A 16,247-nucleotide genomic window follows, 5' to 3' on the forward strand; every position below is an offset into this window, starting at 1 on the left:
ATGACCGCGATCGCGCGGGTCCTTTCCTCCTGCGGGAAATGCGACGCGCCCGTGTTGTCTGGGCTTCGACGAAGGCTTGGGAGAGGCCGGTTTTCGGTTCGAAGGAGTCGAAGTAGTGGTAGGCGCGACGCCGGAGCCGTCGATGCCGTCGCGCTTGAGCCGTCGGCCGGCCGTCGCGATGATCCGCTGTCTTGTCTCCTGTTGTGTTCTTTCGTGTACCGCATCACGCGTCGGTGGGCATCCGGTTGAATCTGCGGATGACGCGGTCGAAGATCCTGGCCGGGGCGATGCGGTACACCGCGTTGATGGTCCGGGCGGTCGTGCCGGCGGTGCGGCGCAGTTTCGGCTTCCGGTCGGTGGCCGCCGCGACGATCACCTTGGCGACGAGGGCGGGGTCGTCGCCGCTGCTGAGGTTCTTCGCCAGCAGCTCGTCGTAGTTCCGCCGCCCCGCCGCGTAGAGCGGCATGGGGGTGTCGGCCTCCACGCTGTGGCCTGCGAACGGAGTGTTGATCGGGCCGGGCTCGACGAGCAGGACCCGGACGCCGTGCTCGCGGACCTCGTGGTCCAGCGACTGGGAGTAGCCCTCGACCGCGTGCTTGGTCGAGACGTAGAGGGTCATGAACGGGCTGGGGACGAACCCGCTGAGGGACGAGACGTTGATGATGCGTCCCTGCCGTTGCGCCCGCATGTGCGGCAGGACCGCCTTGGTCGTCCGCATGACGCCGTAGACGTTGATGTCGAAGATGTCCTGCGTCTGGGTGATCGAAAACTCCTCGGCTGCGCCGGTCGAGCCGACGCCCGCGTTGTTGACCAGGACGTCGATGCGCCCGAACCGGTCGATCACCTGCTTGACCGCTGAGGCGACCGATTCGTCGCTGGTCACGTCGAGGTCGAGGTGGGTCACCCCGGCTGGCGGGGTCGCGCGTGCGGTGCTGCGGCCGGTGCCGATCACCTCGAAGCCCGCGGCGGCCAGCGCGATCGCTGCCGCCTTGCCGATGCCCGAGGTGGCGCCGGTCACGAGCGCGACCTGCTGGGTTGTTGTCATCACTGGCTCCCGACCGTTGAGATTACGATCGTACTACGATAGCGGCCCGGTGAGTCGAGAAGCAAGACGTTCCAGAGATTAAATTATAATCATACTCGCAAGGGGGGCGCCGTGGGTTCAAGACCGCGTCGTATGGTTCGCCCCCGGCGCGCGGTTCAGCGACCTCTTCGACACGTTCGCGCTCGCGGACAGCTTCCGGTCCGACCTGGCTGCCGCGTCGCGCCGTGGCGAGGCATTCGACCGCACGCAGGGTTTGGTTGCGACTCGCGGCTTCCCCTCGGCAAGGCGTGCAGGACACCACCACCGCCGGCTGGCATGCTGGGCGCCATGACCGACCCGCGTGACCAGTGGCGTGCTTTCCATTTCTCCCAGAGCAACCCGGAAGGGCCGGGGCAGGGCGACGTCGCCGCGCTGCTACGTCGCGTCGCCGACGCGGTCGAGAATCTCGGCGACGTCCAGGTCCAGGACATCACCTTCACTTCCGAGGTCACCGGCGGCGAGGACAACCTCACCATGACTGTGTACTACGACCGTGAGCCCCGGCGGCGATAAGCGCCAAGGGGGCACCAGCCCCATCGGTGAAAAAGCAAAGCGGAGGCAATGACAAAGAGACACTTCTTTCTCAAGCCTCGAACCAAGGTCACTCGGATGGCTGATGGGCCCAGCAGTCCGGCGCATTAGATTTCCCTGGCGGCCTTATCGGAAGGCTGTTTCTGGGGGAGGGTTCCTGCCGTGTCCGGTCGTGCGCGAAGAATTGCCCGGTCCCTGACGCTCTTGCTGAGCACGTCCGCTCTTCTCGCGGGCACTGTGTCGGCGACCCAAGCCGCTCCCCGGCCACCGGCCGCGCCCCAGTCTGACACCGCGCCCAAGCCGGTCGATTTCGGGCCCGGCGCGGCGAAGTCCGCGGATGTCGCCATTGACGGCTGGGGCGACGCCCTCGGCTACCACCTCGAGTTGGGCCGCGAGTCCGCCGGGTTCGCCTGGCAGGAGATCGCGCTGATCCACCCGGCGGGCTTCGACGACTCCTCCTGGACCGGCTACCAGTGCGTTTCCGGCGACGGGAAGTTCGCTGCGCTGGCGATCTTGCCCGCGTCGGCGGTGAACACCCAGGCCGCGCGCGACCACGGTGCCTTCGCTTACTCCGTCGACCTGGCCTCTGGTGCGGTGCGTGCGCTGGCCGGTGGCGTCGGCTTGAAGTACTACTCGCCCGGCTGCGGTGCCGGCGACGACGCCGTCTTCACCGTGGCAGAGGACCAGACCACCCGGATGCTGAGCGCGAACCTCGCCACCGGCAAGATCGACGCGTCGGTCACCGCGCCTGGCCAGATCACCTCCGCGGTGCCGGCCGTGAACGGCGTCGTCGGCGTCGCGGGCAGCCGCCTGGTCTCGGTGCCCGCCAACGGAAAGCCGTCTGTGCTGGCGACGTTCCCCGGAGATGCTTACCAGCTGCGGCCGGCCGCCGACGGTGGGGTCAGCTTCCTGCACACCGACCCCGGCGGGAAGACGGCTACTGCGGCGCACGAGAACGCCGGCAAGGTGACGGTCCTCGGCGAAGGCGACCTCGCCCGCGTCCAGCTTTTCCAGGGCAGGGCCGGGCGTGCCGTCCTCTCGGGCGCGAACCCCGCGGCGGCCGACGTCCTCGCCGGCGCCGGTGTCACGAGCGTGAAAGACGGTGGTCTCGCTCGGGGCGCCACGGCGTCGTCGCTGGACGGCGACGCTCTGCTCGGTCCCGATTCCGATGGCCGGAAGTCCGCCCCGGTGGTGTTGGCGACGAAGACCGGCAAGGTCTTGACACCCGCCATTCCCGCCGGCGCCGCGAGGGCGGCCACCGCCGTGCCGACGTACTCCGCCGTGCCCAAGGCCGCGGCGGCCGTGCCGCGCGTGAACCGCTTGAGTCCGAAAGCCGACGCGGCGGCGACACCGAACACCACCCAGGTCCAGTCGCCGAAGTGCGCGGTGCCGCCGCTGAACGCCAACCGGCAGGTCATGCAGCCGAATCCGGCGCAGGTCAACTGGGCCGTCCAGTTGGCCGAGCAGGGCCTGCTGACCGGTAGCGCCTACACGCGCCCGGCCGGGTTCGCCAACATGGGCCTCGTCGCCTACGCGCCCAACAGCGACTTCCCGCTGATCCCGCTGTCGCACCCCTCGGGCGGGACGAACACGGTGCCGCGGTCGATCTTCGAGGGCATCATGGCCCAGGAGTCGAACTGGTCCCAGGCTTCCTGGCACGCGCCCGCCGGCACCGCGGGCGACCCGTTGATCGCCAGCTACTACGGCGCGGGCGGCGACATCGTCTCGATCAACTACGCCGCTTCCGACTGCGGGTACGGGATCAGCCAGGTCACCGACGGCATGCACATCGGTGACCATTCGTTGTCCGAGCACGGGCAGTGGAAGGTCGCGGTCGACTACCAGGAGAACATCGCCGCCGGCCTGCAGATCCTGGAGACCACCTGGAACCAGCTCTACAGCGCCGGGATCACCGCGAACAACGCCGACCCGCGGTACCTGGAGAACTGGTACTTCGCGGCCTGGGCCTACAACTCCGGCATCCAGCCGAACGCGGCCAACGGCAACACGACCGGCTGCACGCCCGGCCCGTCGTGCACCGGCCCGCACGGCACGTGGGGGCTGGGCTGGACGAACAACCCGGCGAACCTGGACTATCCGCCCAACCGCGACCCGTACCTGCAGGACACTTACGCCGACGCGGCGCACCCGGCGAGCTGGCCGTACCAGGAGCGCGTGCTGGGTTGGACGGCCAGCCCGCTGATCCGCTATGGCAGCGCGGCGTATGCGAAGCCGACCTACAACGGCGGGCAGCGCTGGGTGCAGCCCGCGCCGTTCACCGCGATGTGCTCACTCGCGGCGAACCAGTGCGACCCGAACGCCACCAACACGTCCAACCCGGGCGCGAGTCACTGCATGCTGGATGACTTCCAGTGCTGGTGGCACAACCCGGTGACGTGGATTCCCAGCTGTGCCACGACGTGCGCGACCAGTCCGTACGCGGTCTCGGGTGGGTCCGAGCCGGCGAACCCGTCGCAGAACCCGCCAACGTGCAGCCAGGACACGTCGAAGGTGCCGAGCGGGTCGATCATCGTCGACGACGAGCCGAGCCGGCTGAACCTGCAGGGCTGCGGCGGTGCGAACTGGTCGGACAACGGCACGTTCGCCTACACCTACGGGACGAGCTCGGCGGGTGACCCGATCGGCGCGATCGACACCCACCAGCTCGGCACCGGCCTCGGCGGCCGGGTCCTGTTCACCCACACCGAGGACGGCTCGAACCCGGCGCTGATCAACACCGGAGTGTGGACGCCGAACCTGCCGTCCCTGCAGTACTACAAGGTCAAGCTGCACCTGCCTGGCTTGGGCGCGCAAGCGACAAACGTCGTCTACAACGTCAATCCCGGCGGCGGGGTCGCGCCGTGGAAGATCCGGGTCAACCAGGCGTGGAACTCCGAGCAGTGGGTCACCATCGGCACGTTCGCCATGCAGAACGGCGGCAACGTCACCCTCACCAACAACGGTAGCTCCCAGGATCAAGGCGGCTTCGGCTTCTCCGACTTCGACGTGGCGTTCGACGCCGTCGCGTTCGTCCCCCAGGGCGGCACACCCGGCCAGCCGATCGGTGGGCCGCCCGGCATCCAGGACGCCCCGAAGGGCTCCAACCCCGCCTGGGTGAACTGTGGCTGCGGTGCGCGCACCGCGGGCGACCCGGTGGACACCTCGACCGGCTACTTCGGGGACACCTTCCCCGACCTGTCCACCCCCGGACGCGGCAAGGCGCTGGAATTCACCCGCAGCTACGCGGAGAGCATCGCCGACCCCCACGGCCCCAACGGCTCCGCGGCGGCCGACGGCCCGTTCGGCTGGGGCTGGAACTACTCCTACAACCTGAGCGCCACGACCGACAGCGCCACCGGCAACGTCACGATTCACCAGGAGGACGGCTCGCAGGTGCCGTTCGCGAACAGCGGAGGAAGCTACGCCCCGACCGCTCCGCGCTACGACGCCGGCTTGGTCAAGACCGGCAGCAGCTACGTCTACACCCGCCGCGGCACCAGCATCTACACCTTTGACGTGGCGTCCGGTCACCTGGCCGCGGAGTCGGACCTCCCCGGGAGCAAGGCGTCGCCGGCGTACCGGACTTCGCTCGCCTACGACGGCAACGGCCACCTGAGCACCATCACCGATCCCGGCGGCCGGTCCTACACGCTGACCTGGAGCGGGAACCACATCACCGGGCTCAGTGACCAGGCAGGCCGTCAGGTCACCTACGGCTACGACGCGGAGGGCAACCTCACCGACGTCTTCGGGGTCGGCACGACGCGGACGCCGACGGTGAAGGACGACGACCACGAGCAGTACGGCTACGCGCCGGGCACGCACCTCATGACGTCGATCCGCACGGCGAAGAACTTCGGCGGACCCGCCGGCGCGGTGACCGCCATGACCTACGACTCGGCCGAGCGGGTCACGCGGCAGACCGATCCCGACGGCGGCGCAACGACCTTCGCGTACGGACCGGACGGCGGCCTGGCCACCGGGCAGACCCTGACCACCGATCCGTCCGGGCACAAGACCCTCGACAGCTACCAGAATCGGCTCCTCGTCTCGGAGACGAAGGGTTACGGCACCACGGACGCCGGGACGTCCAGCTACACCTACGACCCGGTCACCCTCGGCGTCTCCGGCGAGACCGACCCCGACGGCGGCCTGTGGACCTACACCTACGACGACCACGGCAACCGCACCTCCGCGTCGAACCCGGTCGGCCTCACCACGAACTACGCCTACGACGACGCGGGCAACCTGATCGAATCGATCGATCCGGCCGGCGTCGCCGTGGTCAACCAGTACGACCAGGACGGGCACGTCCCAGCCGGCGCGGCGGGCGAACGGATGGTCACGTCCAGCACGATGACCAAGGCCAACAACGTGGTCGAGTCGACCACCGGCAACTTCGGCCCGGCACCGGTGCGCACGGTGAACTCCTACTACGACGACGCTGCGCATCCCGGCGACCGCAACCGGGTGGTCGATCCGCGGGGCAACACGGCCTCCACCGCGTACGACGGCTTCGGGGACATCGTCTCCACCACCGACCGGATGGGCGGCCGCACGCTTCGCGGCTACGACACGGCGACCGGGCAGCAGACGTCCACCGTGGACGCCAATGGCGCGGCCGCCGGCGTGACGCCCGGTTGTACGCCACCGGCGAGAGGCTGCACGACGTTCGCCCACGACGCCTGGGGTCACGTCACCGCCACGACAGACCCACTGGGACACCGGACTTCCGCTGAATTCGACGCAGACGGAGAGCAGACTTCGGCGACCGACGGCAACAACCAGAAAACGATCACGGGGTACGACGCCGCCGGGCGCGCGGTGCGAACCACGCTGCCGGACGGCACCGTCCAGAACGTCGAATACAACCCCGACGGAACCGCGTCGGCCACCGTCGACGGCGCGGGAAACCGGGTTGGCTACGGCTACGACGGCCAGGGCAGGCGCGCGAACCGGGTCGACGCCGACCAGCGCACGACCGCGTCGCACCTCGACCCGGCCGGACGGCTGGTCACCACGACCGACGCCGTCGGCCGCACGACGACGCTGGGCTACGACGGCGCGGGCAACCCGACTTCCGTGTCCTATTCGGACGGTGTGACGCCGGCGGTGCACTACACCTACGACACCGATGGCCGGCGGGCGACCATGACCGACGGCACCGGGACGTCGAGCTGGAGCTACGACGCCTTCGGGGAGGTCGTCAAGCAGCAGCAGGGGTCCGGCGCCGTGGTCACCTACGGGTACGACGACAACGGGAACAGGACTTCGATCGGGTACCCGGGCAGCACGGCCAAGACGGTGAGCCAGGTCTTCGACAACGCCGACCGGCCGACGTCCATCACCGACTGGAACGGCAAGGCCACCGGGTTCGGCTACGACGCTGACAACGACCTGACCACCACCACCTATCCCAACGGCGACGTCGTCACCACCACGTTCGACCCGACCGGCCGGCTCTCCGCGCTCGATGTCGCTTCAGGCACCACGACACTCGCCTCACTGACCTACACCAGAGACGGCGCAGGGCAAGAGCTGAGCATGACGCCGGTAGGGCTCCCCGGCGGCGCCCAGACCTACACCTACACCGCGCGGGAGCAGCTGAAGTCGTCCACGACCGGCACCACGACGGCGCCGTACGCCTACGACGCCGCGGCAAACCCGACAACGACCGCGGGCTCGAGCCAGGCATTCGACGCGGCTGGGCAGGCCTGCTGGACCCTGCCCAACGCGGCGAGCACGGCCGGGTGCACCGCCGCTCCCGCAGGGGCGACCACCTACGGCTACAACGCTCAGGGCGATCGGATCACCGCCACGCCGGCCACCGGTGCGGCGAGCACGTACAGCTACGACCAGGCCGAGCGGCTGACTTCCGTCGCCGGGCCAGGCGGTGCAGCCCAGTACTCCTACAACGGTATGGGGCTGCGCACGACCAAGACGTCGGGGTCCACGACGAACACGTTCACCTGGGACGACAATCAGATCGCGGACCTGCTCACCGACGGTGTGACGGACTACGTCTACGGCCCTGGCGGGGTCCCGATCGAACAGGTCACCAGCGCGGGCACCCACTGGTTCTTCCACGACGCCCAGGGATCGACTCGGGCCCTGCTCGGTGCGAACGGCGCTATCGCCGGGACCTACGCGTACGACCCGTACGGCAAGGTGATCGCAGCGTCCGGGGCCACGACCCCGATCCAGTACGCGGGTGGCTACACCGACGCCGAGACCGGGTTCAGCTACCTGCGTGCCCGGTACTACGACCCCGTCACCACGCAGTTCCTGACTGTCGATCCGCTGGTCGATGCGACGCAGGCGGCCTACACCTACGCCTCCGACAACCCGCTCGCCTTCACCGATCCTTCCGGGCTCTGCGAGACCTACGCGATGGGCAAGGGTGGTGGTGGGTACCGCCCGGGCGGCCAGGCCGGCCCCCAGCTCAGCGCCGACGAGCAGGCAGCGGTCGACGCCAAGAAGGCCGGCCAGCCCTATGACCAGAAGGCTTACAAGCGCGCGCAGCAGAAAATCAAGGAAGGGCAGAAGTACGACGGCACGCGAAACAACGCGAAGCGACAGAACAACAACAAGAGCAACTTCAGCAACGTCGTGCAGACCGGCCTCGAAATCGTGGCGGTGGTGGTGGTGGTCGTTGTGCTCGTGGTGGTGGCGGCGGCGCTGCTCTCCGGGGTCGGGGAAGCGGTGGCGGGAATCGCTGCCGGTCTTGCCGCATTGTTCGCCTGGTAGAACAGAACCCAGGCCGGCTCCCGGCCGCCGGCGCGCGCCCACCACGGCCTGGGCGCGACTCACCGGCCCGCTGGAAACCTCGCCGAAGCCAGACCCCATCTCCAAGCCGCTCTGTCAACGTACGCCGAGCTCCGCGCTGGTGAAGCTGAGAACTACGCGCTGCTCAGTGTGTCGGTGGCAATCGGCACCAGGCCGCCGTAAGTCGGCACGGCGGCAACGGGTGTCGCTCGGCCACACCGCCGGCCGCCACAAGACCCTCTACTTGCGCGAGGCTCAGCGCGCTCAGCTGCAGAAGGCTTTGGACGGCCTGGCCAAGAAGCAGGAGTCGGTTCTCGAGCAAGCGATGAACGGAGACCCCGACGATGCCTTCACCAAGGCGCTGCGGGGGCGGTACAACGACCTCGAAGTCCAACGTGCCGATCTGGCCGCCAAGCTCGCTGCCGTCGACGAGTCGGACGGCGCCGAGCCGGACAAGCCGAGCGCCGAAGCCCTCTCGATCCTCGACGCGCTGCCGTACCTGGCGAAGGCGCCCGAGGATCTCCTGAGGACCCTCTTCGAGGTGGTTCAGCTCGGCGTCCAGGTCCACGACCAGGGCGAGCATGCGACAATGACGATCACCCTGCCCGCCGACCAGGTCAGCGAGGTCGCGGACACAGCAGAGAGGATTGGCGACCAGATGAACCCGCAAGGGACGCCCGAGGGGCGTGCCGGTGGGGTTCTGGATCGTGCCCCCGGTGAGATTCCGGCAGCTATCACACCAATCGTTCTGCCCGACGGGCTGCTGATTCGGGTCGATGTACGGCTGGTGATGGAGCGTCGGCCGCGGTGGAGTGTGCGATGAGCGGGGCACGCGGGTTTGGGTTTTCACCAGGGTGCCGCCCAGATGAGGTCGTCGCTGACCAGCGGTTTTCGGCTGGAAAGTTCTTCATCGAGGGCAGCTTCCGGCTCGGTCGGGGTGGACGGGTGTGATGGCCACTCCTGCCCGCGATTCGGCCACCGCTGTCCGGGCTGTGTCGGTGATCATGGGAACGGTGGTGGGGCTGACGTTCCTGTTCGGCTTCGGCAATGTCCTCAGCCTTGCTCTCCGTCTGGGCGTGTCGGTCTGGGTGGCGCCGCTCGTAGCGCCTGCGGTCGACCTCTCGATCCTGGGCCTCCTAGTGGGCACGAGGCGTCTGGCTCTCGCCGGCGCGTCGCCTGAGGTGCTACGTCCAGCCCGCCGGCTGTTGATCTTTGCCAGCGCGGTCACGCTGGCGCTGAACGTGGCGGAACCACTCGTGGCGGGCGAGTACGGCAAGGCGGCGTTCGATGCCGTTGGACCGCTGCTGCTGATCGGTTGGGCGGAGGCCGGTGCCGGCTTGCTGCAGGCGATCGGTGCAGCGAGTCAGTCGCAAAGCCCTGACGCCGTCACTGGTGAAGTCAACGTGGCTGGACAAGCAGGGGAGAAGTTGGACAACTCGGCGAGTGCTCACTTTGAGCCTAGTGGGCAGGCCGACGGTCATCCGGTGATGGCCCCGCGCCCGCCGGAGGCGCTCTTGGACCGCGCTCGGCAGGAAGATGCGGCACATCGCGCGACTTACCACAGGCCGATATCTGCCGAAACGCTGCGCGTTCGCTTGCAGATCGGTGCCGGCCGAGCGCGCCGGCTCGTCAGGATCGTCCGTGCGGAGGGCGAGGCGGACACGCCTGCGGCCGTCTGAGGAACGCCGGGGCTTGGCTGAACGGGTCAAGTACCGGTGGAACTTGAGCCCGCTGGTTAAGAGATCGCTTTTGGGGTGTTCGGCTAGCCAGCGGCCGTCATCTGTGTCGGACTATACCGCGTTCTGCCGTCGTATGCGCGACCTCTCGGGCTCGTCCGTGCCGGATTTTGCCGGGCTATTCATCCAGGTCAATCGCGCCGAGCGTGGTTCCGGGTGGGGAATGCCAGGGAGGGCGGTCGCTGTGTTGAGCCCGAGCGAGGGACGCGATCCAGTGTTGTCGGCGGTCGCGCTGAGCGTGGGGATCATCGTGGCTCTGACCTTCCTCTTCGGTTTCGGAAACGTGCTCACGTTGGCACATCGGCTGGGAGTGCCGGCCTGGGTCGCGCCGATGGTGGCGCCTGCGGTCGACTTGTCGGTGGTGGCGCTGCTGATCGCTATCCGGTCTCTGTCGATGCGGGGCGCCCCTGTTGAGGTGATCCGGCCGGCTCGGCGGCTGCTGTTGGCCTCGAGTGTGGTGACCTTGGCGTTGAACGTGGCGGAACCGTTGATCGTCGGTGAGGCGGGGAAGGCGTTGTTTGATGCGGTGGGTCCGTTGTTGCTGATCGGCTGATCGGCTGGTCGGAGGTGGGACCGGTCCTGCTGCAGGCGCTGGCCGCCCTACCAGCCACCAAGTCGCCAGTTGGCGTTGCCCAGACCCAGACCGCCGACTCGGACAGCACATCGACGGAGCAAGCAGAAGGCGTGAACGTCGACGTAGAGTTGCTGGAGCAGGCACGACATGAGGATCGGCGGCATCGCGAGTTGTATCAGCGTCCCATCTCTGCCGAGAGTCTCCGGAAGGTGCTGGGGGTAGGCGCCGGGCCCCGTCACTCGCGAGCGCCCGATCTCCGCGACCTGGCATCGAACGCAAGGTCGTCGGTCAGACAGCGGATAGCGGTCTCGGTCGGTGGCCTCAGCAGGCGGCTCTGCCGGCCGATCCGAAGGCATCGGGCAGGCTAGGTGTTGCCGATGGGACTGCTCTCAAACTGCGACGTCGGCAGCGTCTCCGCCGCCAGCGCAACCTGAAGAGCAGCCATCGGCCCGCCGAGAGGGGCGGGTATCGGTACCAGAAGGGGGAAGATTGACCTCCGTCCGCGGCGACGAATCCGTCTCACATTGACATCTTGACTTCACGCTGGGCAGGCTTGAGCGGAGCGCAGAAAAGCACCTAGGCTGAACAAGGAGTTCAGGTGAACCAAGAGCGGGTCGCCCGGCGGTTGCTGAGGTCGTCGGCCGATCGATCGTACGACCCGCAGGTGGATGTCGACTGGTGCGCGCCGCACGAGCAGGACAAGCTGTACTTCCCGACGCATCGGTTACCTCTGTACGGCACCTCGCTGTGGGAGTCACTCTCGCGAGGGCAACGAATCGAGCTGGCGCGACAGGAAGCGGTCACGTTGTCGTCGGTGGTCATCCACGCTGAGCTCAGTCTCATGCGGTCACTGCTCCGCGCGGTACAGGAGGGCGCTCCGGCTTCGGATCCTGCCCTGTACGCGCTGACCGAAGTCGCTGACGAATGTCGGCATTCGACCATGTTCGCCAGAGCGATAACGTGGCTCGGCGGTTCGGTCGTACCGCAGTCGAAGCTCGTCACCAAGCTGGTGAACATTGTGTCGGCGGTCATCCCGCAAGGTCCGTTCTTCTGGGCCAGCGCCCTGTTCTTCGAGGAACCTGTGGATCGCCTGCAGCGCGAGGCGATGAGCGACGAGAGCATTCAGCCATTGCTTCGGATGGTCTATCGGATCCACGTCTTGGAAGAGAGCCGGCACGTGACGTACGCTCGCGAGGCGGCACTGCGGACGATGGCGGAAGCCGGACCGCTCTCACGCCGGTTGAACCGAATCGGCGTGGCATTGCTGGCGTGGTCGCTGGGGCGTGCGCTGCTCCGGCCGGCGACCTACCGGCGAGCCGGGCTAAGTTCGCGGGCTGCCTATCGTGCGGCGCTCGCCAATCCGCATTACCACGAGTCCTTGCGCTGGATGTCCGAACGGCTGGTGGCCTTCTGCGCGGACGCCGGTTTCATCGAGGGCAGGCTCACCTCAGCCATCTGGCGACGATCCCACCTGCTCTGAGCAAGACCCACCCAACGTGACCATATCGCTTCCGCCGACTTCGTTCACGATCTGCCGCGTGCCGCTCTCTGTGTCACCCCTGACTTGAGGCATTGACGGTTACTGGCAGGGAACCTGGGCATGAACGAAGCCGCCGAAGAACCAGATCGGTCCTTGCACCGACCCGTCGGAACGAGTCAGGTATCGACGTTGTGCTGCGGCGCTTTCCAGGTCTTCGACCAGTTGCAGCCGGTGTGCGGCGAGCAGCTCTTCGACGCCGCCCCGCCGAATGCCCCACTGCCATGGCTCACCGCGCGCAGCCACCTGCCGGAGGACTGCCTGAGCCTCCGGGATGACGGCCGTGCCGTCCAGGATTTCCTGCCAGCAGTAGTCGAAGACCAGAGAACTGCCGGGCGCCAGTCGCGCGAACCAGCGCAGCGTAGCTTCGACGCCTTCTGCCCGCAAGTACGGCGTCACACCGGACCACAGCACGACGGTCCTGACGGCCGGATCGAAGCCGGCCTCCTGCAGAACTCCGGTCAGATCGCCTTCCTCGAGATCCACAGCCAGATACCGGACACCGTACTTGGGCAGGGCGCGGACGCGCTCCTGCTTGCGCACGGACATGTGCGGTTGATCCACCTCGAAGACCGACGCAGTGCCAAACTCCTTCCGCATACGATGGGCACGGCTGTCGAAGCCGGCACCGAGGAGGACAACCTGAGTCGCGCCGGCCGCTGTCGAGGCGGACAACACGTCATCCATGTATTTCGTCCGAATCACTTCGTACCACATTCCGGCGGCCCACTTCTTCCGGATTGCCCGGGCGATCAGCAAGCGCAGCCCGGGAACCTTGATCAAGGCACGCAGAGGTGGCCACCACGGTAGGATCCGGGACGCGAGCAGGTCAGGATTGCGCAGCTCTCGCTCCGGCTGAAGGGCCCCCGCCGCCCGCAGCAGCGTGACTGATTCCGCGGTCGATGCTGTGGGCATCGCAGTTCACCTCACATGGCTGTGGCGGGCATCCAGACGGTCTCGTACTCGATCACTTTCCGGGACGCCCAGCTGGTCGTAGAGTTCCAACGCCTGCTGCCAGTGAACGATTGCCGAACGTGCATCACCGGCCTCCAAGCGGGCATCGCCCACCCCTTCGTGTGCGCGTGCCTCTTCGTAGCGGTTTCCGGTCTCTTTCGCGAGGTGAAGTGCTTCCTCGTACCTTTGACAGGACATTTCAGGTTCACCAACGCGCCGGTGGATCTCGCCGAGCGTTCGAAGCGCTCGGTTTTCGATGTTTCGGTTCCTGATCCGGCGCGCCAACTCCAGCGCTCGCACGCAATGCTCGAGAGCCTTGCGGTGCTGGTTCATGTCAGAACAAATTTCGCCCAGAGCGCGGAGTGCGTAGCCCTCGATCGTGTCGTTTCCCGCTCTGCGGGCAACCGACACGGCTTCCTCGTAGCTGGTGATGGCGTCCTCATGCCTGCCTAGATTGAAGTATATCTCGCCGAGGCCCCGCAACGCATATCCCTCGAGGTCCTGATCGCCGGTTTCCCGACCGGCGGCGAGTGTGCGCTGGAGGACTTCTCTGGCTTCGTCGTTTGACCCCAATCTCGTGTGAACCAGACCCAGTGCGTGCAGTGCTCGGCCTTCGAGACTGCGGTCGCCCCTGTCAGCCGCGATACGAACGGCGGCTCGACAGTCGGTGAGCGCCCGCTGATAGTGACCGAGGAACCAGTTGATGTATCCGCGGCTGGCCAGTGCGTCTGCCTCGAAGAGGGCGTTGCCGAGGGCCGACGCCGCGACGAGCGCGTTCGTGTGCACGGCCAAAGCCTCGTCGTGGTTGCCGCAAATGTGAAAGTATCGCCACACCGTAGACGAAAGCAGGGATGCGTGGGTCGGCCAGCCGTGCGAGACGGTGAATTCCGACATCGTGACCAGATTCGAACATTCGGCGTTGAGCCAACCGAGGGCCCGGTCGTAGTTCGACACGTCCGCAGTCACCGCTGCGCGCTCGGAGAGCCTCGGACGGTGTGGCCAGTCTGTCGGCGCGACCGAGTCCATCGCCTTCGACGCCGTGGAAAGGTAGAAGTCGAACAATCGAGTGAGGGCCGCGCGGCGGTCCGCTTCACTGTCGACGCTTGCCGACAGCTTGGACGCGTGCGCCCGGATCAGATCGTGGAAGCGGTACCGGCTAGGTGTTTGCTGCTGGAGGAGGTGCGCGTCGACAAGGTTCTCGAGCTTCCTCTCCGCCTCCTCCGGCGTGCATTCGATCAGCGCGGCCGCCGCGTGCGGCTCGATGTCGGCGCCGGGAGCCAGCGCGGCCAAGCGAAAGGCCAGCTTCTCGTCGCTGGGAAGTTGTTCGTAAGACAGGGAGAAGGCGGTCGCGACGCTGAGGTCGTCGGTTTCGAGTTCTTCGAGCCGCCGGTGGTCGTCGCGCAGGCGCGCCGCCAGGTAAGAAGTGGTCCACGCTGTCCGATGGCGTAGCCGCGCTCCGGCGATCTGGATCGCCAAGGGAAGGAATCCGCACAGTCGCAGCACCTCCTCGGTGGCGTCGGGCTCGGTGAACGGCCGGTCGTCGCCGACGACTTTCTCGAACAGATCCCGCGCGTCGGCGAGGGGCATGACATCGAGCGAGATGAGGTTGGCGTCGAGGTTGGTGAGCCGCTGCCTGCTGGTGACCAAGGCCATGCTGTGCGGGGACCCGGGGAGCAGGGGCGTGATCTGCGTGGTATCGGACGCATTGTCGAGTACCACCAGGACGCGTCGACGGGCCAGCTGCGCCCGCCAGAGCGCTGACCGGTCTTCGACCTCCGGCGGGATCACCTCGGTGCCCAGTCCGAGCGCCCGCAACAACTTCTCCAGTGCCGTTGACGGCGACATGGGAGCCCCGCCGGGCGTGTGCGCATTGAGGTCCACGAACAGTTGAGCGTCCGGGAACTTGCCGGCTAGGCGGTGTGCCGCGTGTACGGCGAGCGTAGTCTTGCCGACGCCGGCCATCCCGTCGATCGCAGAGATCACCGTGATCGTGCCCGCCGGAGTCGTCGAGGCCGACAGGAGTCGTTCGAGCGCGAGCTGTCGTCCGGTGAAGTAGCTGATGTCGCGCGGTAGGTCGTTGCGTGGCGTCCAGCGCTCCGGTGCAGGGAGCAAGGCCGCGTCGGTGACATACTCGCGCAAGCGCTTCAGGTCGGTTCCCGGCTCGATGCCGAGTTGTTCGCCGAGGGCACTTTCGATGCGCTGGTAGGCGACCAGTGCCTGGGCACGTGAACCCGATCGGTGCCACGCCAGCATCAACAGACCGGCGAGCCGTTCGCGAAGGGGGTGTTCTTCCGCCCACCGCGTCAGCTCGTCGGTAAGCTGCCGATGCCGGCCGAGTTCCAGTTCGAGCTCTACGCACTCTTCGTAGGCAGCCAGCCGTTGTTCGTGCAGCCCGGTGATTTGCGGAATCAGGCCCGGACAGTCAAGGCCGACCAAGACGGCGCCTCGCCAGAGGCTCAGTGCGGCACGGAATTCGTTGACAGCTTCCGTGTTGCCCGACATTTTCCGCAATTCTCGGGCTCGGTCGAGTCGATCCGTGAAGTCGATCATGTCCAGTCGTACGGCTGCGGCCAAGGAATATCCGGCCGCTGTCGACTCGATTACGTGCGCGTTCCCGGCCAAGGCGCTCCGAAGGTTCGACACAGCGTTGCGGATCTGCTTCTCGGCGCTGGCAGGAGGTTCGGCCTCCCAGACTACGTCGATGAGGGTCTCGATGGGGACGACGTGGCCATGGGCCAACAGGAGAGCGGCGAGGACTTTCTGCTGCTTCGGTCCGCCGAGTTTCAGACGCCGGTCACCATCTGTTACCTCAAGAGGTCCCAGTACGCCGAATCTCACACCGCCCCCTCCTTCGACGAACCCGATCATGGCAACGATAGCAAGATTCGAGGACGTGCCGAGGATAGAACAAGGACCGCCTGGGGCAGCATCGTCCGGGGCCGGTCGCATCGCTGTGGGGTGACTGTCAGTCGAGCCGGCAGAAGGGGGACTCGCGAGGTGCCTGAACGTGAAGGTTGACCTGCCGAATGGTCGGATGGTGATCCGCGCTCTGGAAGAGCCGGGGTG

Annotated in this window: 9 protein-coding genes; 6 read left to right on the forward strand and 3 right to left on the reverse strand. The window is 67.2% G+C overall.

Annotation, left to right across the window (positions count from 1 at the left end; all coding sequences use genetic code 11):
• Positions 1-223 precede the first annotated feature (223 nt).
• A complete protein-coding gene (locus OG738_RS27130; protein WP_329045062.1) occupies positions 224-1,045 on the reverse strand; it encodes an oxidoreductase in 822 nt (273 codons plus the stop codon).
• A 327-nt stretch (positions 1,046-1,372) separates the two neighbouring features.
• Here OG738_RS27130 and OG738_RS27135 point away from each other — a divergent pair, with 327 nt between their 5' ends.
• The 6 genes from OG738_RS27135 to OG738_RS27160 all read left to right on the forward strand — a co-directional run bounded on the left by OG738_RS27135 (position 1,373) and on the right by OG738_RS27160 (position 12,170).
• Positions 1,373-1,597 (forward strand): hypothetical protein, encoded by a 225-nt coding sequence (locus OG738_RS27135; RefSeq protein ID WP_329045063.1) that lies wholly within the window; start codon positions 1,373-1,375, stop codon positions 1,595-1,597.
• 180 nt (positions 1,598-1,777) lie between these two features.
• Complete coding sequence (locus OG738_RS27140; RefSeq protein ID WP_329045065.1) at positions 1,778-8,362, forward strand: RHS repeat-associated core domain-containing protein; 6,585 nt, start codon at positions 1,778-1,780, stop codon at positions 8,360-8,362.
• 220 nt (positions 8,363-8,582) lie between these two features.
• Positions 8,583-9,203: a hypothetical protein gene (locus OG738_RS27145; RefSeq protein WP_329045066.1), complete on the forward strand. Its 621-nt coding sequence runs from the start codon at positions 8,583-8,585 to the stop codon at positions 9,201-9,203.
• Between the two features lie 127 nt (positions 9,204-9,330).
• Positions 9,331-10,059, forward strand: a complete 729-nt coding sequence (locus tag OG738_RS27150) for a hypothetical protein (RefSeq protein ID WP_329045067.1) — start codon at positions 9,331-9,333, stop codon at positions 10,057-10,059.
• 13 nt (positions 10,060-10,072) lie between these two features.
• Complete coding sequence (locus OG738_RS27155) at positions 10,073-10,669, forward strand: hypothetical protein (RefSeq protein ID WP_329045069.1); 597 nt, start codon at positions 10,073-10,075, stop codon at positions 10,667-10,669.
• A 619-nt stretch (positions 10,670-11,288) separates the two neighbouring features.
• A complete protein-coding gene (locus OG738_RS27160; RefSeq protein WP_329045070.1) occupies positions 11,289-12,170 on the forward strand; it encodes an AurF N-oxygenase family protein in 882 nt (293 codons plus the stop codon).
• A gap of 99 nt (positions 12,171-12,269) precedes the next feature.
• Here OG738_RS27160 and OG738_RS27165 read toward each other — a convergent pair whose 3' ends face one another.
• Positions 12,270-13,142, reverse strand: coding sequence for a class I SAM-dependent methyltransferase (locus tag OG738_RS27165; protein ID WP_329045071.1), 873 nt, complete (start codon positions 13,140-13,142; stop codon positions 12,270-12,272).
• A 6-nt stretch (positions 13,143-13,148) separates the two neighbouring features.
• Positions 13,149-16,049 (reverse strand): AfsR/SARP family transcriptional regulator, encoded by a 2,901-nt coding sequence (locus OG738_RS27170; protein WP_329045072.1) that lies wholly within the window; start codon positions 16,047-16,049, stop codon positions 13,149-13,151.
• Positions 16,050-16,247: the final 198 nt, after the last annotated feature.

The sequence above is a fragment of the Amycolatopsis sp. NBC_01488 genome, from assembly GCF_036227105.1.
Lineage (GTDB): Bacteria > Actinomycetota > Actinomycetes > Mycobacteriales > Pseudonocardiaceae > Amycolatopsis.